Origin of the sequence: Kocuria rhizosphaerae (assembly GCF_044462265.1) — a bacterium.
GTDB lineage: Bacteria > Actinomycetota > Actinomycetes > Actinomycetales > Micrococcaceae > Kocuria > Kocuria rhizosphaerae.
The window spans coordinates 78,940-97,264 of sequence record NZ_JBISWL010000083.1 but is presented as its reverse complement, the minus strand read 5'-3'; the positions used below and the strand labels follow the sequence as shown (position 1 = coordinate 97,264).

The following is an 18,325-nucleotide window of genomic DNA, read 5'->3' as shown; positions in this document are numbered from 1 at the left end:
TCAGGCGCCCAGGGCGACGACGCCGGGCAGCTCCTTGCCCTCGATGAACTCGAGGGAGGCGCCGCCGCCGGTGGAGATGTGCCCGAACTGGTCGTCGGAGAATCCGAGATTGCGCACCGCCGAGGCGGAGTCGCCGCCGCCGATGACGCTCATGGCGTCGGAGGCGACGACGGCCTCGGCCACCGCCCGGGTGCCTCCGGCGAAGGCCTCCATCTCGAACACGCCCGCGGGACCGTTCCAGAACACCGTCCTCGCACCGCGGATCCGTTCCGCGAACAGCTTCGCGGACTCGGGGCCGATGTCGAGGCCGAGGCCGGAGCCGCCGATCTCGCCGTCCTCGATGGCGTCCACCGGACGCACCTCGTGCTTCGCGTCGGCCGCGAACTTCTCCGCGTACACGATGTCCACCGGCAGGACGATCTCGGTGCCGGCCGCGGCGGCCTTGCCGAGGTAGTCCTTGACGGTGTCGATCTGGTCGCGTTCGAGCAGGGACCCGCCCACGGCGTGGCCCTGTGCGGCGAGGAAGGTGAAGACCATGCCGCCGCCGATCAGCAGCGAGTCCGCCTTGCCGATGAGGTTCTCGATCACCGCGAGCTTGTCGGAGACCTTGGACCCGCCCATGACGACCACGAACGGGCGCTCGGGGTCGGAGACGACCTTGGTGAGGACCTCGAGCTCCCGCTTCACGAGGTCGCCCAGGTAGGCCGGGAGGCGCTGGGCGATGTCGAACACGGAGGCGTGCTTGCGGTGCACCGCGCCGAAGGCGTCGTCCACGTACGCCCCGCCCTCGCCCGTCAGGGCGGCGAGCTCGTCCGCGAAGGCGCCGCGCTCGGCGTCGTCCTTCGAGGTCTCCCGCGGGTCGAAGCGCACGTTCTCGATCACGAGGATCCCGCCGTCGCGGAGCGCCTCGGCCTTCGCCCTCGCGTCCTCCCCCACCACGTCGGTCGCGACGGTGACGGGGACGCCGGCCAGCTCGGCCAGCCTGCGCGCGGCGGGCGCGATCGAGTACTTCGGGTCGGGCTGTCCCTTGGGGCGGCCGAGGTGCGCCATCACGATGACGCGGGCTCCGGCCGCGGTCAGCTTCGTCAGCACCGGCAGGGACGCGCGGACGCGTCCGTCGTCGGTCACGGTCGAGCCGTCCAGGGGGACGTTGAGGTCCGAGCGGACCAGGACCCGGCGTCCGGCGACGCCGTCGGCGATCAGTTCGTCAAGTGCATGAGCCATGCCACTCACCCTACCCGGAGCGCCGGGGCCGCTCAGAGCTGCGCGGCGACGTGCGAGACGACGGTGACCAGGCGGGAGGTGTAGCCCCACTCGTTGTCGTACCACGCGATGACCTTGACCTGGTTGTCGATGACCTTGGTCAGCGGCGCGTCGAAGACGGTGGAGACGCTCTCGCCCTGGACGTCCGAGGAGACGATCGGGTCCTCGGTGTACTTGATGATGCCCTTCATGGAGCCCTCGGCGGCCTCCTTCATGGCGGCGTTGACCGACTCGACGGTGACGTCCTCGCGGGCGTCGAAGGTCAGGTCCACGAGGGAGCCGGTCGGGGTGGGCACCCGCACGGCGAAGCCGTCCAGCTTGCCCTTGAGCTCCGGGAGGACGAGGCCCACGGCGGCCGCGGCACCGGTCGTGGTCGGCACCATGTTCAGGGCGGCGGCACGGGCGCGGCGCAGATCGCTGTGCGGGCCGTCCTGCAGGTTCTGGTCCGCGGTGTAGGCGTGGATGGTGGTCATCAGGCCGCGCTCGACGCCGAAGGCGTCGTCGAGGACCTTGGCCATCGGCGCGAGGCAGTTGGTGGTGCAGGACGCCGCGGAGACGATGTCCATCGACGCGGAGTCGTAGGTGTCGAGGTTCACGCCGGGCACGAAGGTGCCGTCGATCTCCTTGCCGGGCGCCGAGAGGACGACCTTGCGGGCACCGCCGTCGAGGTGGGCCCGGGCCTTCGGGCCGTTGGTGAAACGACCGGTGGACTCGACGACGATGTCCACGCCGAGCTCACCCCAGGGCAGCTTGGCGGGGTCGGGCTCCGCGAGGAACTTGACCTCGTGGCCGTCGACGGTCATCCCGCCGTCGCTGAGGGCCACCTCGCCCGGGAACCGGCCGAGGATGGTGTCGTACTTGAACAGGTGGACCAGGGTCTCGGGGCTGGTGAGGTCGTTCACGGCCACGACCTCGATGTTGCTGCCCTGCTCGCGCGAAGCGCGGAGGAAGTTGCGTCCGATGCGTCCGAAGCCGTTGATGCCAACTCGAATGGTCACTGCGTTCTCCTGTGTGGGTTTCGTGGTGCTGGTCGACGAATCACCTCAAGTCTACGTGGTTATTGCTGGGTTGTCTTGGGGTCATGAAAGGTTTTATCGAAAAAACGGGACAAACCCACACAAACCCACATTGCGGAGAAAGTTGTTCCCTCCCCCGCGGACCGCCCGCCGGGCGCTCAGGACTGCAGGAGGTCCGCGGAGACGCCGGCGTCGGTCCCCGGGATGCCCAGCTCCTCGGCACGGCGGTCTGCCATCGCGAGCAGGCGGCGGATCCTGCCGGCCACGGCGTCCTTGGTGAGCGGGGGCTCCGCCAGGCGGCCCAGCTCGTCGAGACTCGCCTGCTTGTTGGAGAGCCGCAGCTCCCCCGCCTGCCGCAGGTGCTCGGGCACGTCGTCGCCGAGGATCTCGAGCGCCCGCTCCACCCGCGCACCGGCGGCCACCGCGGCCTGGGCCGAGCGGCGCAGGTTGGCGTCGTCGAAGTTCGCGAGCCTGTTGGCGGTGGCGCGCACCTCCTTGCGCATCCGCCGGTCCTCCCACTGCAGGAGGGTCTGGTGGGCGCCCATCCGCGTGAGCAGGGCGGCGATGGCGTCCCCGTCCCGCACGACCACGCGGTCCACGCCCCGGACCTCGCGGGCCTTCGCGAGCACGCCCAGACGGCGGGCGGCCCCCACGAGTGCGAGCGCGGCCTCGGGTCCCGGACACGTGAACTCCATCGCGGCGGAGCGGCCGGGTTCGGTGAGCGAGCCGTGGGCGAGGAAGGCGCCGCGCATCACCGCCTCGGCGTCGGCCACGGCGCCGTTGACCACGGCCGGCGGCAGACCGCGCACCGGCCGGCCGCGCGAGTCCAGCAGGCCCGTCCGGCGAGCGAGGGCCTCACCGTCCTCGACCACGCGCACCACGTACGAGCTCCCGCGCCGCAGCCCGCCGCCGGAGACGACGACGACCTCGCTCTCGTGGCCGAAGACCTCCGCGACGGCACGCCGCACGCGGCGCGCCGTGGCGCCGAGGTCCACCTCCGCCTCCACGACGATCCGGCCCGAGACGATGTGCAGACCGCCGGCGAAGCGCAGCAGGGCCGAGAGCTCGGCCCGCCGCTCCGACGACTTCTTGACCTCGAGGCGGGAGAGTTCTTCCTTGACCGATGACGTCAGGGCCACGCGGTTCCTTTCCTGGTGACTTTCGGGGGTGGGCAGTACGGGGCGCCTCTCAGCGGTGGCGCTCGAAGATCTCCTGGTAGGCCGCGGCGAGCCGCAGCGTGTTGTGCACGGCGGTGCCCGGGTGGGCCCGGACGTCCGCGGAGAAGACCTCGGCGCCCAGCGAGGCGGCGACCTCCTCGAGATCGGCGCCGTCCTCGGTGGCCGAGGGGTCGGCCAGGACGACGTCGAGGGTGAGCTCGGGACAGTAGGAGTGCAGCACCCGCAGGTGGTCGGCGGCGGTCTTCCCGCGGGTCTCCGTGTCCGGGGACAGGTTCAGGGTCACGCACCGCCGGGCCGGGGACTCGCAGATCGCCCGGCGCAGACCCGGCAGCAGGAGGTGCGGCAGCACGGAGGTGTGCCACGACCCGGGCCCCATGACCACCCAGTCCGCGACGCCGACCGCCTCGACGGCCTGCGGGCACGACGGGGCGTCCGGTGGGACGAGGCGCACGTTGGACACGTCGGCCTGCTTGGCCAGCTGGGCCTGGCCCGTGATCGTGCGCAGCCGCGCCTGCCGGTCGCGGCCCTCCGGAGCGCCGGGGTCGGCGCCGGTCGGCAGGTCCGGGACGTCGCCCTCGATCACCAACGGCTGCGTGGACATCGGCAGCACCCTTCCACGGGCCCCCAGCAGGGCACCGGCCCACTCCAGACCGGCCACCGGATCCCCCAGCAGCTCCCACAGCGTGACGATGAGCAGATTGCCCAGGGCGTGGTTGTCGAGCGACGTCGCCCGCTCCGCCGTGGAGCTGAAGCGGTGCTGCATGACATCGCGCCAGGTCCGGCCCCACTCGGAGTCGTCGCACAGCGCGGCCAGGGCCATCCGGAGGTCCCCCGGGGGGAGGACGCCCAGCTCGTCGCGCAGCCGCCCGGAGGACCCGCCGTCGTCGGCCACTGTGACGACGGCCGTGATCACGGGGGTGATCCGGCGCAGGGCAGAGAGATTGGCGGAGAGCCCGTGCCCGCCGCCGAGCGCCACCACGGACGGCGGCTCCCCGCCCGGACGGCGCGCGGCGGGGTCCGAGGAGTCGTGGGGGCCGGCGTCGGCGCGGCCGGCGAGCGGCAGCCGGGGGAGAGCGCCGGTGGGGGGATGGGTCATCGAGGGTCCAATGCGGGTCAGGGCGAGCCGGTCACTCCCGGCCCATGTCCCGGTGCTGGATGTTGACGGTCACGAGCGGCAGCTTGGCGAGCCTGCGGGCCACCTCCTCGCTCACGGCCACGGAGCGGTGCTTCCCGCCCGTGCAGCCGATCGCGATGGTGGCGTAGTGCTTGTTCTCCGTACGGTACCCCTCGAACACCGGCTCGAGCATCGAGACGAAGCGGTCCACGAACCGGCGCGGTCCCTCGTCCTGGAAGACGTAGTCCCGGACCTCGTCGTCCCGTCCGGTGTACGGGCGCAGGGCGGGGACCCAGTGCGGATTGGGGATGAAGCGGACGTCGGCCACGTAGTTGGCGTCCGCGGGGACCCCGTACTTGAAGCCGAAGCTCAGCACCGTGAGCCGCAGCACCACGGGCCCGTTGCCCGAGAAGAGGTCGGCCACGGCCTTGGCGAGCGCGTGGACGTTGAAGCCGGAGGTGTCCAGGACGACGTCGGCCGACTCCCGCAGGTCCTGCAGCAGCGCCCGCTCGGCCCGGATCCCGTCAAGGATCCGCCCGCCGGCCTGCAACGGGTGCGGACGGCGCTGGTGCTCGTAGCGGGAGACCAGGACCTCGTCGGCCGCGTCGAGGAACAGCACCGAGAAGTCCACGTCGGAGGCCTCGAGGGCGGCCAGGGTCTCCTTCATGTCGTTGAACAGGGCCTTGCCGCGGACGTCGATGACCACGGCGAGGCGGGGCAGGGCCTGGGGCGTCCGGGACACGAGGTCCGCCAGGGTGTGCAGCATCTGCGGCGGGAGGTTGTCCACCACGTACCAGCCCAGGTCCTCCAGGGCGTTCGCCGCGGTGCTGCGCCCCGCCCCGGACATTCCCGTGACCACGAGCAGCTCCGACGTGGTCGGCTTCCCGTGGTCCGCTCCGTCCGGCGTCCGGACGTCAGCCCCGGCGGTGTGATCGCTCATGTCCGCTCCGTATCCCGTCGTCGTGCCCTGCGCCGGCCCGGCCCGGCCACTGCGGGCGGGCCCGGCGGTCCGACCCCCAGCCTAACGAAGTCCGCCGCACCGTCCCGACCGGCCCCCACGGTCAGGGCAGCACCTCACCGGTGGCCGTGTTGACCACCGGCCCGGCGGAGTCGTCCGCGGCCTGCAGCGCCGCCGCGACCTTCTCCGCCAGGGTGCGGCCGAAGCCCGGGACCTCCTCGATCTCCTCGACCCGGGCGCCCTTGAGCTTCTTGACGGACCCGAAGTGCTTGAGCAGGGCCTTCTGCTTGGCCGGCCCCACGCCGGGCAGCCCGTCCAGGACGGAGACGGTCATCGCGGAGGAGCGCTTCTGGCGGTGGAACGTGATGGCGAACCGGTGCGCCTCGTCACGGATCCGCTGGAGCAGGTAGAGACCCTGGCTCGCGCGCGGCAGGATCACCGGGAACTCGTCGCCGGGCACCCAGACCTCCTCGAGCCGCTTCGCCAGACCGATGACGTGGACGTCGTCGATCCCGAGGTCCGCCAGGGCGCGGGCGGCCGCGGCGACCTGCGGCGGCCCGCCGTCGACGACCACGAGGCTCGGCGGGTACGCGAACCGGGCCCGCTCCTTCGGGTCGGCCCCCACTTCGCCGGTGCGGGGCCCCGCGGCCTCCCGCGCGGCCCGCTCCTCGAGGTGGCGGCGGAAGCGACGGGAGATGACGTCGTACATCGAGGCGGTGTCGTCCCGGGCGGCCTGCCCCGTGACCGAGAACTTCCGGTACTCGGCCTTGCGGGGCAGCCCGTCCTCGAAGACGACCATGGAGGCCACGACGTTCGTGCCCTGCACGTGCGAGATGTCGTAGCACTCGATGCGCATCAGCGGCACCGGGAGGTCCAGGGCCTCCTGCAGCTCCTGCAGGGACGCGGAGCGGGTGGTGAGGTCACCGGCCCGCCGGGACTTGTGCAGCTTCAGGGCCTGCCGGGCGTTCTCGCGCACGGTCTCCATGAGGTGCGCCTTTTCCCCTCGCTGGGGCACGGCGATGCTCACGCGGGAGCCGCGCAGCCCGGACAGCCACTCCTCGAGCCGGTCGGCGTTGTCGGCGGGCTCGGAGAGCAGGACCGACCGGGGGATGGCGTCCTCGCGGTAGGCCAGCTCCGCGGAGGAGCGGTGCTTGGAGCCGGCGGGATCCGCCGCGGCCTCCGCGCTCTCGGAGGCCTCGGTGGCCGTACCGCCGTAGACCTGCTCCAGCAGCTGCTCGAGCAGTCGGCCGCCGTCGGCCTCCTCGACCTTCTCGGTGACCCAACCGCGCTGGCCCCGGATACGGCCCCCGCGCACGTGGAAGACCTGCACGGCCGCCTCGAGCTCGTCCTCGGCGAGGGCGAAGAAGTCGGCGTCCGTGCTGTCCGAGAGGACCACGGCGTTGCGCTCGAAGGCCTTCTCGAGCGCGGCGATGTCGTCCCGGCGGGCCGCGGCGGTCTCGAAGTCCATGGCCTCCGCGGCCTCCTGCATCTGCCGCTGCAGCTCCTTGATGAAGGGCGTCGCCTGGCCCGCCATGAACCGGCACAGGTCCTCGGCGAGCGCGTAGTGGTCCTCCGCCGAGATGCGGCCCACGCAGGGCGCGGAGCACTTGTCGATGTAGCCGAGCAGGCACGGGCGCCCGGACTGCTCGGCGCGGCGGTAGACGCCCTTCGAGCATGTGCGCACAGGGAAGACCCGCAGCAGGGCGTCGAGGGTCTCCCGGATGGCCCACGCCTGGGAGTAGGGGCCGAAGTAGCGGTTGCCCTTCTTCTTCTCGCCCCGCACGACCTGCGCGCGCGGGACCGTCTCGGACATCGTCACGGCCAGGTAGGGGTAGGACTTGTCGTCCCGGTAGGCGATGTTGAACCGGGGCGCGAACTCCTTGATCCAGGTGTACTCGAGCTGCAGGGACTCCAGCTCGCTGCCCACCACGGTCCACTCCACCCCTGCGGCGGTCGTGACCATGGCCCGGGTCTTAGGGCTGAGCGCCGAGGGCGGCGCGAAGTAGGAGCTCAGGCGGTTGCGCAGGTTCTTGGCCTTGCCCACGTAGATCACGCGGCCGTGCTCGTCGCGGAACCGGTAGACGCCGGGATCGGCGGGGATGTCCTGGCGGGCGGGGCGGTAGGTCCGGGGATCGGCCACGGCCGGGCTCCTCAGCGGCCCATCGGGGCCGGGGCCGTGTACCGGGCCAGCAGCTCGCCGAGCTCGGCGGCGTCGCGGGCCACGGCCGTGAAACCGCGGTCGAGCTCGCCCTCCTCGGCGAAGCCCCACGCCACGCCGAGGCAGTCGATGCCGTGCGCGGCGGCGCCCTCCGCGTCGTAGACACGGTCCCCCACCATCACCGTGCGCGCGGGGTCCGGGGCGTCCACCCCGAGCCGGCGCAGCGCCTCGCCGATGATCGCCGGCTTGTCGTGGGCGAGCCCCCCGCCCGGGACGGGCGCGGGCACGGGCACGGCCAGGTCGTCCGCCGCGCCGGAGACGGTCTCGAACCACCGGGTCAGCCCGAAGAGCTCCACGGCGTGCTCGGCCGTCGCCTCGGGCTTCTGGGTGGCCACCGCCATCCGCACCCCGGCGCGGTGCAGGCGCGCCAACAGGTCCTCGACCCCGGGGTAGACCCGTGTCTGCGCGAGCCCCTCCGTGCGGTAGCGGGCCCGGTAGGTGGCGACCACGGCCGGGATCTGCTCCTCCGGCACGTCCGTGAAGGCCCGCAGCGAGAAACCCACCGGCGGACCCACGAACCGCCGCAGGTCCTGGGGCACCTCGTACCCGTGCTCGGCCAGGGCACGGGCGATGCCGCCCGTGATCGCCCCCGCGGGGTCGAGGAGCGTGCCGTCCAGGTCCCAGAGGACCACGGGGGCGCTCATCGGCCCGCCCCGGCGAGGCGGGGCCGCTCGCCCAGGACCTCGGCGAGGAACCGTCCCGTGTGGCTCTCGGGGTTGCCGGCGACCTGCTCCGGGGTGCCCTCGGCGACAACCCGGCCGCCACCGGAGCCACCGTCCGGTCCGAGGTCCACGATCCAGTCGGCGGACTTGATGACGTCCAGGTTGTGCTCGATGGTCATCACCGTGTTGCCCTTGTCCACGAGTCCCTGCAGCACGAGCAGCAGCTTCCGGATGTCCTCGAAGTGCAGCCCGGTGGTCGGCTCGTCGAGCACGTAGATGGACCGCCCGTTGGAGCGCTTCTGCAGCTCGGCCGCCAGCTTCACGCGCTGGGCCTCGCCGCCGGAGAGGGTCGTGGCGGGCTGGCCCAGGCGCACGTAGCCCAGGCCCACGTCCACGAGGGTGTTCAGGTGCCGGGCGATCGGTCCGAAGGCCTTGAAGAACTCGGCGGCCTCCTCGATGGGCATGTTCAGCACCTCGGCGATGGTGCGGCCCTTGTAGTGCACCTCGAGGGTCTCCCGGTTGTACCGGTCCCCCTTGCACACCTCGCACGGGACGTAGACGTCCGGCAGGAAGTTCATCTCGATCTTGATCGTGCCGTCCCCGGAGCACGCCTCGCAGCGCCCGCCCTTGACGTTGAAGGAGAACCGGCCGGGCTGGTAGCCGCGCACCTTCGCCTCGGGGGTCTCGGCGAAGAGCTTGCGGACGTGGTCGAACACGCCCGTGTAGGTGGCCGGGTTGGATCGGGGGGTCCGCCCGATGGGGCTCTGGTCGACGTGCACGACCTTGTCCAGCTGCTCCACGCCGTCGATCCGCTTGTGCCGGCCCGGGACCTGCTTGGCCCTGTTGAGCTTGTTGGCCAGGGACGTGTAGAGGATGTCGTTGACCAGGGTGGACTTCCCGGACCCGGAGACCCCGGTCACGGCGGTGAGCACGCCCAGCGGGAAGGCGACGTCGATGCCGCGCAGGTTGTTCTCCCGCGCGCCCACGACCTTGAGCATCCGCTGCGGGTCGACCGGCCGCCGCTGCTGCGGCACGCGGATGGCCTTCCGGCCGGAGAGGTAGTCGGCCGTGATGGACCGCTCGTTGGCCAGCAGCTCGTCATAGGTCCCGGAGTGCACGATCCGCCCGCCGTGCTCACCGGCCCCGGGGCCGACGTCCACGATCCAGTCGGCCTCGCGGATCGTGTCCTCGTCGTGCTCGACGACGATCAGGGTGTTGCCCATGTCCCGGAGCTTGGTGAGGGTCTCGATGAGCCGGCGGTTGTCCCGCTGGTGCAGGCCGATGGAGGGTTCGTCCAGGACGTAGAGCACGCCCACGAGGCCCGCGCCGATCTGCGTGGCCAGGCGGATGCGCTGGGCCTCGCCGCCGGACAGCGTCGCGGCGGCACGCTCCAGGTTCAGGTAGTCCAGGCCGACGTCCAGCAGGAAGGTCAGGCGGGACTGGATCTCCCGCAGGACCTGGTCGCCGATCGTGGCCTCGCGGGGGCTCAGCGCGAGGTCGCGGAAGAACTCGTGGGCCTCGCGCATGGGCATCCGGGTGGTCTCGGCGATGTTCCTCCCGCCCACGGTCACCGCGAGCATGGTGGGGTTGAGCCGGGCGCCGTCGCACGCGGGGCACGGCACCTGCCGCATGTACTGCTCGTAGCGGTCCTTGGCGTGGTCGGACTCGGTCTCGGCGTGCTTGCGCTTGATGTAGCCGATGACGCCCTCGAAGCCCTGGGTGTAGCGCCGCTCCCGGCCGAACCGGTTCCGGTAGGCGACGGTGACCTGGTAGTCCTTGCCCTCGAGCACCGCCTTGCGCGCCTTGGCGGGCAGCTTGTGCCAGGGGGTCACGAGGTCGAAGCCGAGCTCCTGGCCCAGGCCCGCGAGCAGCCGGTTCCAGTACTCGCTGGTGGCCTTCCCGAGGGACCACGGGGCGATCGCGCCCTCCACGAGGGACAGGTCGGGGTCGGGGACCACGAGCTGCTCGTCGACCTCGAGCCGGGAGCCGATGCCGTCGCACTCCGGGCACGCGCCGAACGGGGCGTTGAAGGAGAAGGAGCGGGGCTCGATCTCGTCGGCCTGGAGGGGGTGCTCGTTGGGGCAGGCGAGGTTCTCGGAGAACGGGCGGCGCAGCTCCAGCGGATGGGCGATCTCCTCGTCCGTGCGGGGCACGAGCTCGACGACGACGCGGCCCTCGGCGAGGCCCAGCGCGGTCTCCACGGAGTCGGTCAGGCGCTGGCGGATGCCCTCCTTGACCACGAGTCGGTCCACGACCACCTCGATGGTGTGCTTGAACTGCTTCTTGAGCTTGGGCGGGTCCGAGAGCTGGACGGTCTCGCCGTCCACCGTGGCGCGCGAGAACCCCTTCGCGGAGAGCTCCTGGAACAGGTCCGCGAACTCCCCCTTGCGCTCGCGCACCACCGGCGCGAGAACCTGGAACCGGGTCTTCTCCGGCATCTCGAGCAGCTGGTCGACGATCTGCTGCGGGGTCTGCTTCTCGATCGCCTCTCCGCACTCGGGGCAGTGCGGGTGTCCGATGCGGGCCCACAGCAGACGCATGTAGTCGTAGATCTCGGTGATCGTCCCGACCGTGGAGCGGGGGTTGCGCGAGGTGGACTTCTGGTCGATGGACACCGCCGGGGAGAGCCCCTCGATGAAGTCGACGTCCGGCTTGTCCACCCGCCCCAGGAACATTCGGGCGTAGGAGGACAGGGACTCGACGTAGCGGCGCTGGCCCTCGGCGAAGATCGTGTCGAAGGCGAGCGAGGACTTCCCGGAGCCGGAGAGCCCGGTGAACACGATCATCGCGTCCCGCGGCACGGTGAGGGAGACGTCGGCGAGATTGTGCTCGCGCGCACCCTGCACCACGATCTCGGTGAGGTCGGACGGGTGGGAGGCCCGGGCCGCGGCGGTGCGCACGGGTGCGGGCCGCTCGGCGGACGGGTTCAGGACAAGGGCGGACGTGGGATTGGGCTCGGACACGCGCTCCACTCTAGTACCGGGCCCAGACATCCCGGTGGGGTCCGTGGGCGGGTTCACAGCCGGTCCACCGGGCCCGTGGTGGTGTCCTCGGGTTCCCGAGGCGCCGCCGCCCCGGGCGGTCGGTCTCCCTCGCGTCGGCTCCCCTCGCGCGGTCGCCGCGGCTCGCGGCCGTCGAGCGCACGGGTCACGACCCGGAGCTCGCCCGTCGCCGGGTCCGTCTCCACGATGTCCACGGTGCGGCGCAGCGGGATCTCCCTGATGAGCAGCACGGCCAGCAGCGCCGCGAGCGAGCCGGCGGCCGCGACGAGGAAGACCAGCCCGGTGCCCGTGCCGTAGGCCTCCCGCGCCGCGCCCTCGAGCGCGGCGGGCAGGGACTCCAGGTCCATCGTGGTGGCGTCCACCGCGGCCGGGTCCCCGCCCGTGGACCGCACGGACGCGGCCATGCGGTCCGCCAGGTGGGCACTCATGAGTGCGCCGAACACGGCCACGGCGACGGCGCCGCCCATGGTGCGGAAGAACGCCACCGAGGAGGACGCCGCCCCCATGTCCTTGAGCCCCACGGTGTTCTGCACGGCCAGGACCAGGTTCTGGTTGAGCCCGCCGATGCCGAGGCCGATCAGGGCGATGAAGACGCTCACCGCCCAGAGCGGGGTGTCGTGGGTGAGCGTGGCCCCGAGGAGGAGCCCGGCGGACATGAGCGCGGCGGCGACCACCAGGACGATCTTCCACCTCCCGTACCGGGTGATCAGGTGTCCCGCGACCGTGGCGCCGACCAGGGACCCGAGCACCTGCGGGAGCATCAGCACGCCCGCCATCGTGGGGCTGAAGCCCTGGCCGAGCTGGAAGTACTGGCCCAGGTACGTGGTCGAGGCGAACAGGGCCGCACCCGTGGCGATGGCCGCGACGATCGCGAGCGCAGTGGTCCGCTCCGTGACCACCCGCAAGGGCACCACGGGCTCGGCGGCGCGCCGCTCGACCAGCACCAGCAGCACCGTGCCCACGAGGGCCGTGCCGAGCAGCGCCGCGGAGGTCGGCGAGAGCCACGCGAACGTGCCGGGACGGCCGCCCAGGGAGACCCACAGCAGCAGGGCGGAGGAGGAGACGACCAGCAGGGCGATGCCGGGCCAGTCGATGCTCACCCTCCGGGGCTGCTGCGGGGGGAGGTGCAGGGTGCGGTGGACGAGCACGGCGGCGAGCACGGCCAGCGGCGCGGGGATCAGGAACACCCAGCGCCAGCCGAAGCCGTCCACGATCAGCCCGCCCAGCAGCGGCCCCGCCGACGTGGCGACCGCCATGACGGCCCCCATGTAGCCGGCGTACCGGCCGCGTTCCCGCGGCGGGATGATCGTGCCCATGATGGTCATGGCGAGAGCCATGACCCCGCCCATCGCGACACCTTGCACCACCCGGGCCAGCACGAGGAGCTCGATGGTCGGGGACAGCCCCGCCATGGCCGAGCCCAGCACGAAGATCACGATGGACAGCTGCAGCAGCTTCTTCTTGTCGAAGAGGTCCGCCAGCTTGCCCCAGACCGGCGTGGTCGCCGCATTGGCCAGGAGCGTCCCCGTGACCGTCCAGGACAGCGCGGTCTGGTCGCCCCCGAGGTCCGCCATGATCACGGGCAGCGCCGTGCCGATGATGGTCAGGGTGACCATCGCCATGAAGAACACGGACAGGATCGCCGTGAGCGCGCGCATCACGTCGCGGGGGGCGGCCCCGGTCCCGCCGCCCGGGGCGGCGGCCGGCTGCTGTGGCGTCATGCCGCGGTTCACGCCTCGTGCTCGTCGTCGCCGGTCCGGCCGTTCCGGTCGTCCGCGTGCCGGGAGTGCACGCGGTCGTGGTCGCGGGGGCACGACGTCGTGCGCCCGGCGCCCAGCGAGTCCAGGAACACCGTGGTGATCTCGTTGATGGCGCTGCGGCTGGCCCGCGCCCGCTCCTCGTCCCAGTCCTCGAGTCGGGAGGCGAGGCTGTGGGCGTCCTCCTCCAGAACCGCCCGGACCTGCTCCCGTCCCCGGTCCGTGATCGACACCAGCGCGGCACGCCCGTCCTCCGGGTCGGGGGTGCGCTCGACGAGGCCGGAGTCGTCCAGACCGGCCAGCTGCCGGCTGAGCCCCGACGGACCGAGGCCCGTCTCGGCGGCCATCACCGTGGCGCGGCTCGGGCCCGAGCCGATCAGGTAGTAGAGCAGGGCGATGGACGTGGGGCTGAGCGCACGGCGGCCCGGCTCGGACTTGGTCAGGCGCTTCATGACGCGCTGCAGCTCGAGCAGGTCGCGCACGAGCTCGACCGCGGTCTCGTGGGAGACGGGCATCGGCAGCTCCTCGGGGATCGGGACACGGACGGGGACGACGAGCGGGCACTCGATCAACCCCGCCCCGATCGCCGACGGATCCCGCGTCGCCGGCGACGCGGACGCGGTGTCGTCCGATGTCCGGACGTTTTGTTGCCGCACGCAACTGTACGCGCGGGGTACTCGTCCCGCAACGAACGGACTCCGGCAACGGCGAGGGCTCGAGCGCCCGATCTGACCGGGTGAGCCACCCGTCCACGGCCCTCGCGACCCGGCGATCCCCGGCGCGGTTGGCGAGGCCAAAAGCATGGGAGTACCTTCGTCCCCATGATCGCAACCAAGACGGAGGTCACCGACCTCCCGGAGCTCACGATCCGCCGGATCTCGGTGAGCGAGATGGACAACAACGTCTACCTGCTCACCTCGAAGCAGGAGGGGACCCAGGTCCTGATCGACGCGGCCGACGACGCCCGGGCCATCGCCGGTCTCGTGGGTGCCGGCAACGGCGACTGCTCCCAGGCCTACGGCAACCTCCAGCTCATCATCACGACCCACTCGCACTGGGACCACGTACGCGCCCTCGAGGAGGTCCGCTCCCGCTCCGAGGCCATGACCGCGTGCGGAGCCGACGACGAGGCGGACATCGCCGTCCCCATGGACATGACGTTCGAGGACGGGGACACCGCGGAGTTCGACGGCTTCGACCTCGAAGTCGTCGGCCTGCGCGGGCACACCCCCGGCTCCATCGCGCTGGTCTACCGCGACCCGCACGGCCCGGCGCACGTCTTCTCCGGGGACTCCCTGTTCCCGGGCGGAGTGGGCAAGACGAACAGCCCCGAGGACTTCCAGCAGCTGGTCACGGACGTGACCGAGCGGATCTTCGACCGGTTCGACGACGACACCGTGGTCCACCCCGGCCACGGGAAGCCGACGACGCTGGGGGCCGAGCGCCCGCACCTGGACGAGTGGCGGGCCCGCGGGTGGTGAGCACGGCACGCGCGGCGCCTACAGCGCCGTCCGCGTGTTCCCGGTCCTCGTCCTGCCGGGCCACCCCGTGGACGCCGTGACCGGCCGACCGGTCCCCGTGCGCCGAAGGCGGGGGTGACCTCGCCCCCGCCCGGCAGTCCACCGGGCAGCGGCGGGCTGCGGCTCTCGGTGCTCGGGCCGGCGCAGCGGCTCGCGGACGCGGCGGCCGGGAGGCCTCCCGCGTTCGGGCGCACGTTGCGGTTCGCCCTGGCCATGCGCGGCGGGGTCAGCCTGGCCGTGTGGATCGGCGGAGCGGTGGCCGAGCTCGACGTGCTCCGCCGGATCCGGATCCACCGGGACGGGGACGGGTCGCTGCACGCGTTCCTGCTGCACCCCTCGGGGGCCCCCGACACGCGCCTGGCCGAGCGCGCCGCGGTGTACGCCGGGCTGCTCGCGGACGCCGGCTACGACCGGGTCGAGTTCGACATCCTGGCCGGAGCGAGCGCCGGCGGGCTCAACAGCGTGGTGCACGCCGTGGCCCAGCGCGCCGGTGCCGACCTGTCGGCCCTGAACCGGCTGTGGGCCGAGCACGGCGCCCTCTCACGGCTGCTGCAGCCGCTGGGCCCGCGCCCCGTCGACTCGCTGCTGCGCGGTGACGAGTACCTGTGGCCGAAGCTGCTCGCGGTCCTCAGGGACCTGCACACCACCACGGAGCACCATCCGGATCTCGTGGCCGACCACGTCACGGTGGAGCTGTCCGCCACCATCCTGGACAGCGACGCCTCGGCCGACACCGCGGTCGCCGAGGGGCGCGGGGAGTTCCACTTCTCGTCCCCCGAACCCGGCTCGCCCACCCCTCCCCCGGACAACGGGATCCCGCGGCGGGGCGCCGACCCGGGCCGTGCCGCGGACGCCCTCAACCGTCTGGCCTACGCCGCTCGGACCACCGCGTCCCTGCCGGGCGCCTTCGAGCCGGCCGCTGTCTGGTCCGCCCCCACGCCCGGGGCCCGGCAGGCCCCCGGCCCCTCCGCAGGGCGGCCGGACCTCGGTCACGCCTTCGGCTCGCACCGGGACCCCGCTGCCCTGCCCTACCGGGTCGTCGACGGCGGTGTGTTCGACAACGTCCCCATCGACCGGGCCATGGCGGCCGCCGTCACCCGCAGCTCCGCGCGCTACGCCGACCGCTGCCTGCTCTACCTCGACCCGGACCCGCCCGCGCCCCGCGAGGGCCCCCTCCCGGACCGCGGGCTCCCTCGCCTGGTGCCCACGCTCGTGGCCACGGCCTCCCGGATTCCCCGGCGGGAGTACGACGACGACGAGGTGCTGGCCCTGTCCGAGACCCTGAGCGCGCGGCTCGTGGCGGACGGCCGCCGGCAGACCCTGACGGCCGTCGCAGGCCCGTGGACGCCGGACGCCCTCGCCGAGCGCCGCCGCGCCTACATCCGCTACCGCGGCCGGGCCGACGGCGATCTGCTGGGCGGACTCCTCACCCGGCCGTCGGTGTGGCAGCTCACCTCCACGCTCGCGCGGCGTGACGCCCTGCGGGCCCGGCCGCCGGCCGAGCTCGGGGCGCTCCGTGACGAGCTGCTCCGGCGCTGTGACGCCCTGTCCGGGGCACCCCTGGACCACCGCGAGGCCGACGGCCTGCTGCACGGCCCGCAGGCCCTGTTCGACGCCGCGTCCTGCGTGCTGTCCTGGGTGCGGTCCCTCGAGGAGCTCGCCCTCGGCGGCGTGCGGACGCCTCCGGCGGGGCCCGGCACGGCGCAGGCGCGGGTGCGCGCGTACCGCGTCCTCGCCGTGGCTCGCCACGAGCGAGACCGCCAGTTCCACGCCGTGCTCGCCGCCACCGCGGACCCGGACACGCCGCTGACCTCCGCCGTCGACGCCTGGCTCGCACGGGGCGGGGACGCCGCGTCCGGGCCCGTCCTCGCACGGGCCTGGGGCGAGCTCGACGCCGTGGTGGGCGAGCTGCTCGCCCGGCACCCGGCGGTGTCCACCGCTCCGGCAGGTGGAGCGGAGGCCGGCCGAGGAGCGGCGACCTGGTCCGCGTCCCCGTGGTCGAGGGTCCCGGCGAGCTCCGGGGACCTGCGGGCGGCGGACCTGCCGCCCTTCCTGTCGGCAGCGGGGATCCCCGCATCGGTCTCCCGGGTCGGGTACGGCGAGATCCGCGGCGACCGTCCGCCGGCCCGTCCGGAGGAGTTCCCCGTTCTCCAGGACGCCCTGGCCCGGGACCGCCTGCAGAGCGCACTGGAGGCCGAGGGCGGCACGGCACGGGAGCTGGCACGCCTGCTCGGCCCCGGCGACGGCAGGATGCCCGCCCGGGCCAAGCTCGCGAGCGCGGGGCTGCTGAACTTCCGCGGCTTCCTGAGCACCGAGTGGCGGCAGAACGACTGGTGGTGGGGCCGCATGGACGCCGCGGCGGGCGCGGTCGAGGTCCTGCGCGAACTCCCCGGCCGGGTGGAACGCCCGGCCGCGGAGCCGCACGGCGGGTTCGGCGCAGGGCCGCCGGGCCCGGGCCGGGCCGAGGGCCCGGCCGGGGACGTGGTGGCCGCGGTGCAGGAGACCCTGCTGCGCGAGCGGGGCCACGGGTCGGCCGAGCGCGGCCGCGCCGGGCTGGTGGCCGGCGCGGACGGCCTGGGGCGCCTCCACCCGTCCTACCGGCTGTCGCTCGCGTCCCGGGGGCTGCGCGTGCTGGGCCGGGCGCTGGCCGCCACCCCGGGACTGCCCCGTGCCGTCCGGGAGGCGGCGCTGCTGCTGCTCCAGCCGCTGCTGGTGCTCGTCCCGGTCGCCGTCGCCCCGGTGCGCGCGGCCGTCGTGGCCGTGGCCGTCACCGCCGGACTGTGGGCGGCCGCGGGGCCCTCCCGTGCGCTGCCGCCCGGGGAGCAGTGGACCCCGCTCTCCGGGACTCTGGTCCTGCTCTCCGCCACGGTCGTGGTCCTCGTGCTGGCCGGCACCGGGATGAGGGCCGTGCGTCGCTGGGGGGCCGTGCTCGCGGCCGCACCCCGCGCCCCGGACCCCGGACGGCCGCCCGTGTCCCCCGCGCCCGCGCCCGCGCCCGAGGCCACGATCTCGGCCGAGGAGATCGCGGCGGCCCGCCACCGTGCCCTCGGGCGCGCCGCCGTCCTGGCCGCCGCCGCGGCCGCCCTGTTCCTGCCCTTCACGGCCTCCGTGGCGCACCGGCACGGCGCGGCCGCCGTGGCCCTGTTCGTCGGCGTCCTGCTCCTGGGCCGGCTGGCCGCGGCCGCGGCCGTCACGGTGCCCGGCAGCACCCTCCCGGAGACGGTCCGTGCCGCCGTGGTCCTGCTCGGCGCCGTTGCCGTCTGGTGCGCCGCGGTGGCCGGTGCGGCGTGGACCGAGGGCGCCGGCATCCTCGGCGCACCGGCGAGCGCGCACGGACGAGCGGCGGCGCTGGGGGCGGCGCTGCTCGTGGCCGGGACCGTGCTCCTGAGCGGATGGGTCCGGACCGGCTGGGCGCTCGCCCTGTCCCTGGCCGCCGCCGGGCTCGGCGCCGCGGCGGCGTGGTCCGTGTGGCTCTGGGCCGGCGGACCGGGTCAGGGGTGGTCGGACGTCGTCGCCGTGGCGGCCGCGGCACCGGTCTGGGCCTGGGCGCTGTGGTGGGGACCGGTCGAGCGGATGCTGCGCGTCTTCGACCCGGACGCGGAACTGACGTCCCGGAGGTGAGCCGCACCGGGGCGGG

The 18,325-nt window shown here is 73.4% G+C and carries 12 protein-coding genes; 2 read left to right on the top strand and 10 right to left on the bottom strand.

Going from position 1 to position 18,325, the window contains the following annotated elements; genetic code table 11:
- The 10 genes from ACH9EU_RS10150 to ACH9EU_RS10105 form a co-directional block, all read right to left on the bottom strand.
- The gene (locus tag ACH9EU_RS10150; protein WP_396413809.1) at positions 1–1,224 is read right to left on the bottom strand and encodes a phosphoglycerate kinase; all 1,224 of its coding nucleotides are present in this window, start codon (positions 1,222–1,224) and stop codon (positions 1–3) included.
- A gap of 32 nt (positions 1,225–1,256) precedes the next feature.
- Positions 1,257–2,261 (bottom strand): type I glyceraldehyde-3-phosphate dehydrogenase, encoded by a 1,005-nt coding sequence (gene gap, locus ACH9EU_RS10145; RefSeq protein ID WP_396413808.1) that lies wholly within the window; start codon positions 2,259–2,261, stop codon positions 1,257–1,259.
- Between the two features lie 176 nt (positions 2,262–2,437).
- A complete protein-coding gene (gene whiA, locus ACH9EU_RS10140) occupies positions 2,438–3,418 on the bottom strand; it encodes a DNA-binding protein WhiA (RefSeq protein WP_396413807.1) in 981 nt (326 codons plus the stop codon).
- 49 nt (positions 3,419–3,467) lie between these two features.
- Positions 3,468–4,553: a uridine diphosphate-N-acetylglucosamine-binding protein YvcK gene (locus tag ACH9EU_RS10135; protein WP_396413806.1), complete on the bottom strand. Its 1,086-nt coding sequence runs from the start codon at positions 4,551–4,553 to the stop codon at positions 3,468–3,470.
- Positions 4,554–4,584: 31 nt separating this feature from the next.
- Positions 4,585–5,511, bottom strand: coding sequence for an RNase adapter RapZ (gene rapZ, locus ACH9EU_RS10130; protein ID WP_396413805.1), 927 nt, complete (start codon positions 5,509–5,511; stop codon positions 4,585–4,587).
- Positions 5,512–5,632: 121 nt separating this feature from the next.
- Positions 5,633–7,669, bottom strand: coding sequence for an excinuclease ABC subunit UvrC (uvrC, locus tag ACH9EU_RS10125; protein WP_396413804.1), 2,037 nt, complete (start codon positions 7,667–7,669; stop codon positions 5,633–5,635).
- An 11-nt stretch (positions 7,670–7,680) separates the two neighbouring features.
- On the bottom strand, positions 7,681–8,391 hold the full coding sequence (locus ACH9EU_RS10120) for an HAD family hydrolase (protein WP_396413803.1): 711 nt from the start codon (positions 8,389–8,391) through the stop codon (positions 7,681–7,683).
- Complete coding sequence (gene uvrA / locus ACH9EU_RS10115; RefSeq protein ID WP_396413820.1) at positions 8,388–11,381, bottom strand: excinuclease ABC subunit UvrA; 2,994 nt, start codon at positions 11,379–11,381, stop codon at positions 8,388–8,390. Before uvrA ends, ACH9EU_RS10120 begins: the two co-directional genes overlap by 4 nt.
- Positions 11,382–11,425: 44 nt before the next feature.
- Positions 11,426–13,132 (bottom strand): MFS transporter, encoded by a 1,707-nt coding sequence (locus ACH9EU_RS10110; protein WP_396413802.1) that lies wholly within the window; start codon positions 13,130–13,132, stop codon positions 11,426–11,428.
- A gap of 8 nt (positions 13,133–13,140) precedes the next feature.
- A complete protein-coding gene (locus tag ACH9EU_RS10105) occupies positions 13,141–13,683 on the bottom strand; it encodes a MarR family transcriptional regulator (protein WP_396413801.1) in 543 nt (180 codons plus the stop codon).
- A 306-nt stretch (positions 13,684–13,989) separates the two neighbouring features.
- On the opposite strand from ACH9EU_RS10105, the gene ACH9EU_RS10100 reads away from it, so the two are divergent.
- Both ACH9EU_RS10100 and ACH9EU_RS10095 read left to right on the top strand, forming a co-directional pair.
- Positions 13,990–14,649: an MBL fold metallo-hydrolase gene (locus ACH9EU_RS10100; protein ID WP_396413800.1), complete on the top strand. Its 660-nt coding sequence runs from the start codon at positions 13,990–13,992 to the stop codon at positions 14,647–14,649.
- A gap of 114 nt (positions 14,650–14,763) precedes the next feature.
- Positions 14,764–18,309, top strand: a complete 3,546-nt coding sequence (locus ACH9EU_RS10095) for a DUF3376 domain-containing protein (RefSeq protein WP_396413799.1) — start codon at positions 14,764–14,766, stop codon at positions 18,307–18,309.
- The last annotated feature ends 16 nt before the right edge of the window (positions 18,310–18,325 follow it).

What these genes read in the sequence shown, in the direction of transcription:
- ACH9EU_RS10135 (WP_396413806.1), bottom strand. Translation starts at nt 4,553, where the DNA reads ATGACCCATCCCCCCACCGGCGCTCTCCCCCGGCTGCCGCTCGCCGGC.
- ACH9EU_RS10110 (WP_396413802.1), bottom strand. Translation starts at nt 13,132, where the DNA reads ATGACGCCACAGCAGCCGGCCGCCGCCCCGGGCGGCGGGACCGGGGCC.
- ACH9EU_RS10100 (WP_396413800.1), top strand. Translation starts at nt 13,990, where the DNA reads ATGATCGCAACCAAGACGGAGGTCACCGACCTCCCGGAGCTCACGATC.
- ACH9EU_RS10105 (WP_396413801.1), bottom strand. Translation starts at nt 13,683, where the DNA reads ATGCCCGTCTCCCACGAGACCGCGGTCGAGCTCGTGCGCGACCTGCTC.
- rapZ (WP_396413805.1), bottom strand. Translation starts at nt 5,511, where the DNA reads ATGAGCGATCACACCGCCGGGGCTGACGTCCGGACGCCGGACGGAGCG.
- ACH9EU_RS10150 (WP_396413809.1), bottom strand. Translation starts at nt 1,224, where the DNA reads ATGGCTCATGCACTTGACGAACTGATCGCCGACGGCGTCGCCGGACGC.
- ACH9EU_RS10120 (WP_396413803.1), bottom strand. Translation starts at nt 8,391, where the DNA reads ATGAGCGCCCCCGTGGTCCTCTGGGACCTGGACGGCACGCTCCTCGAC.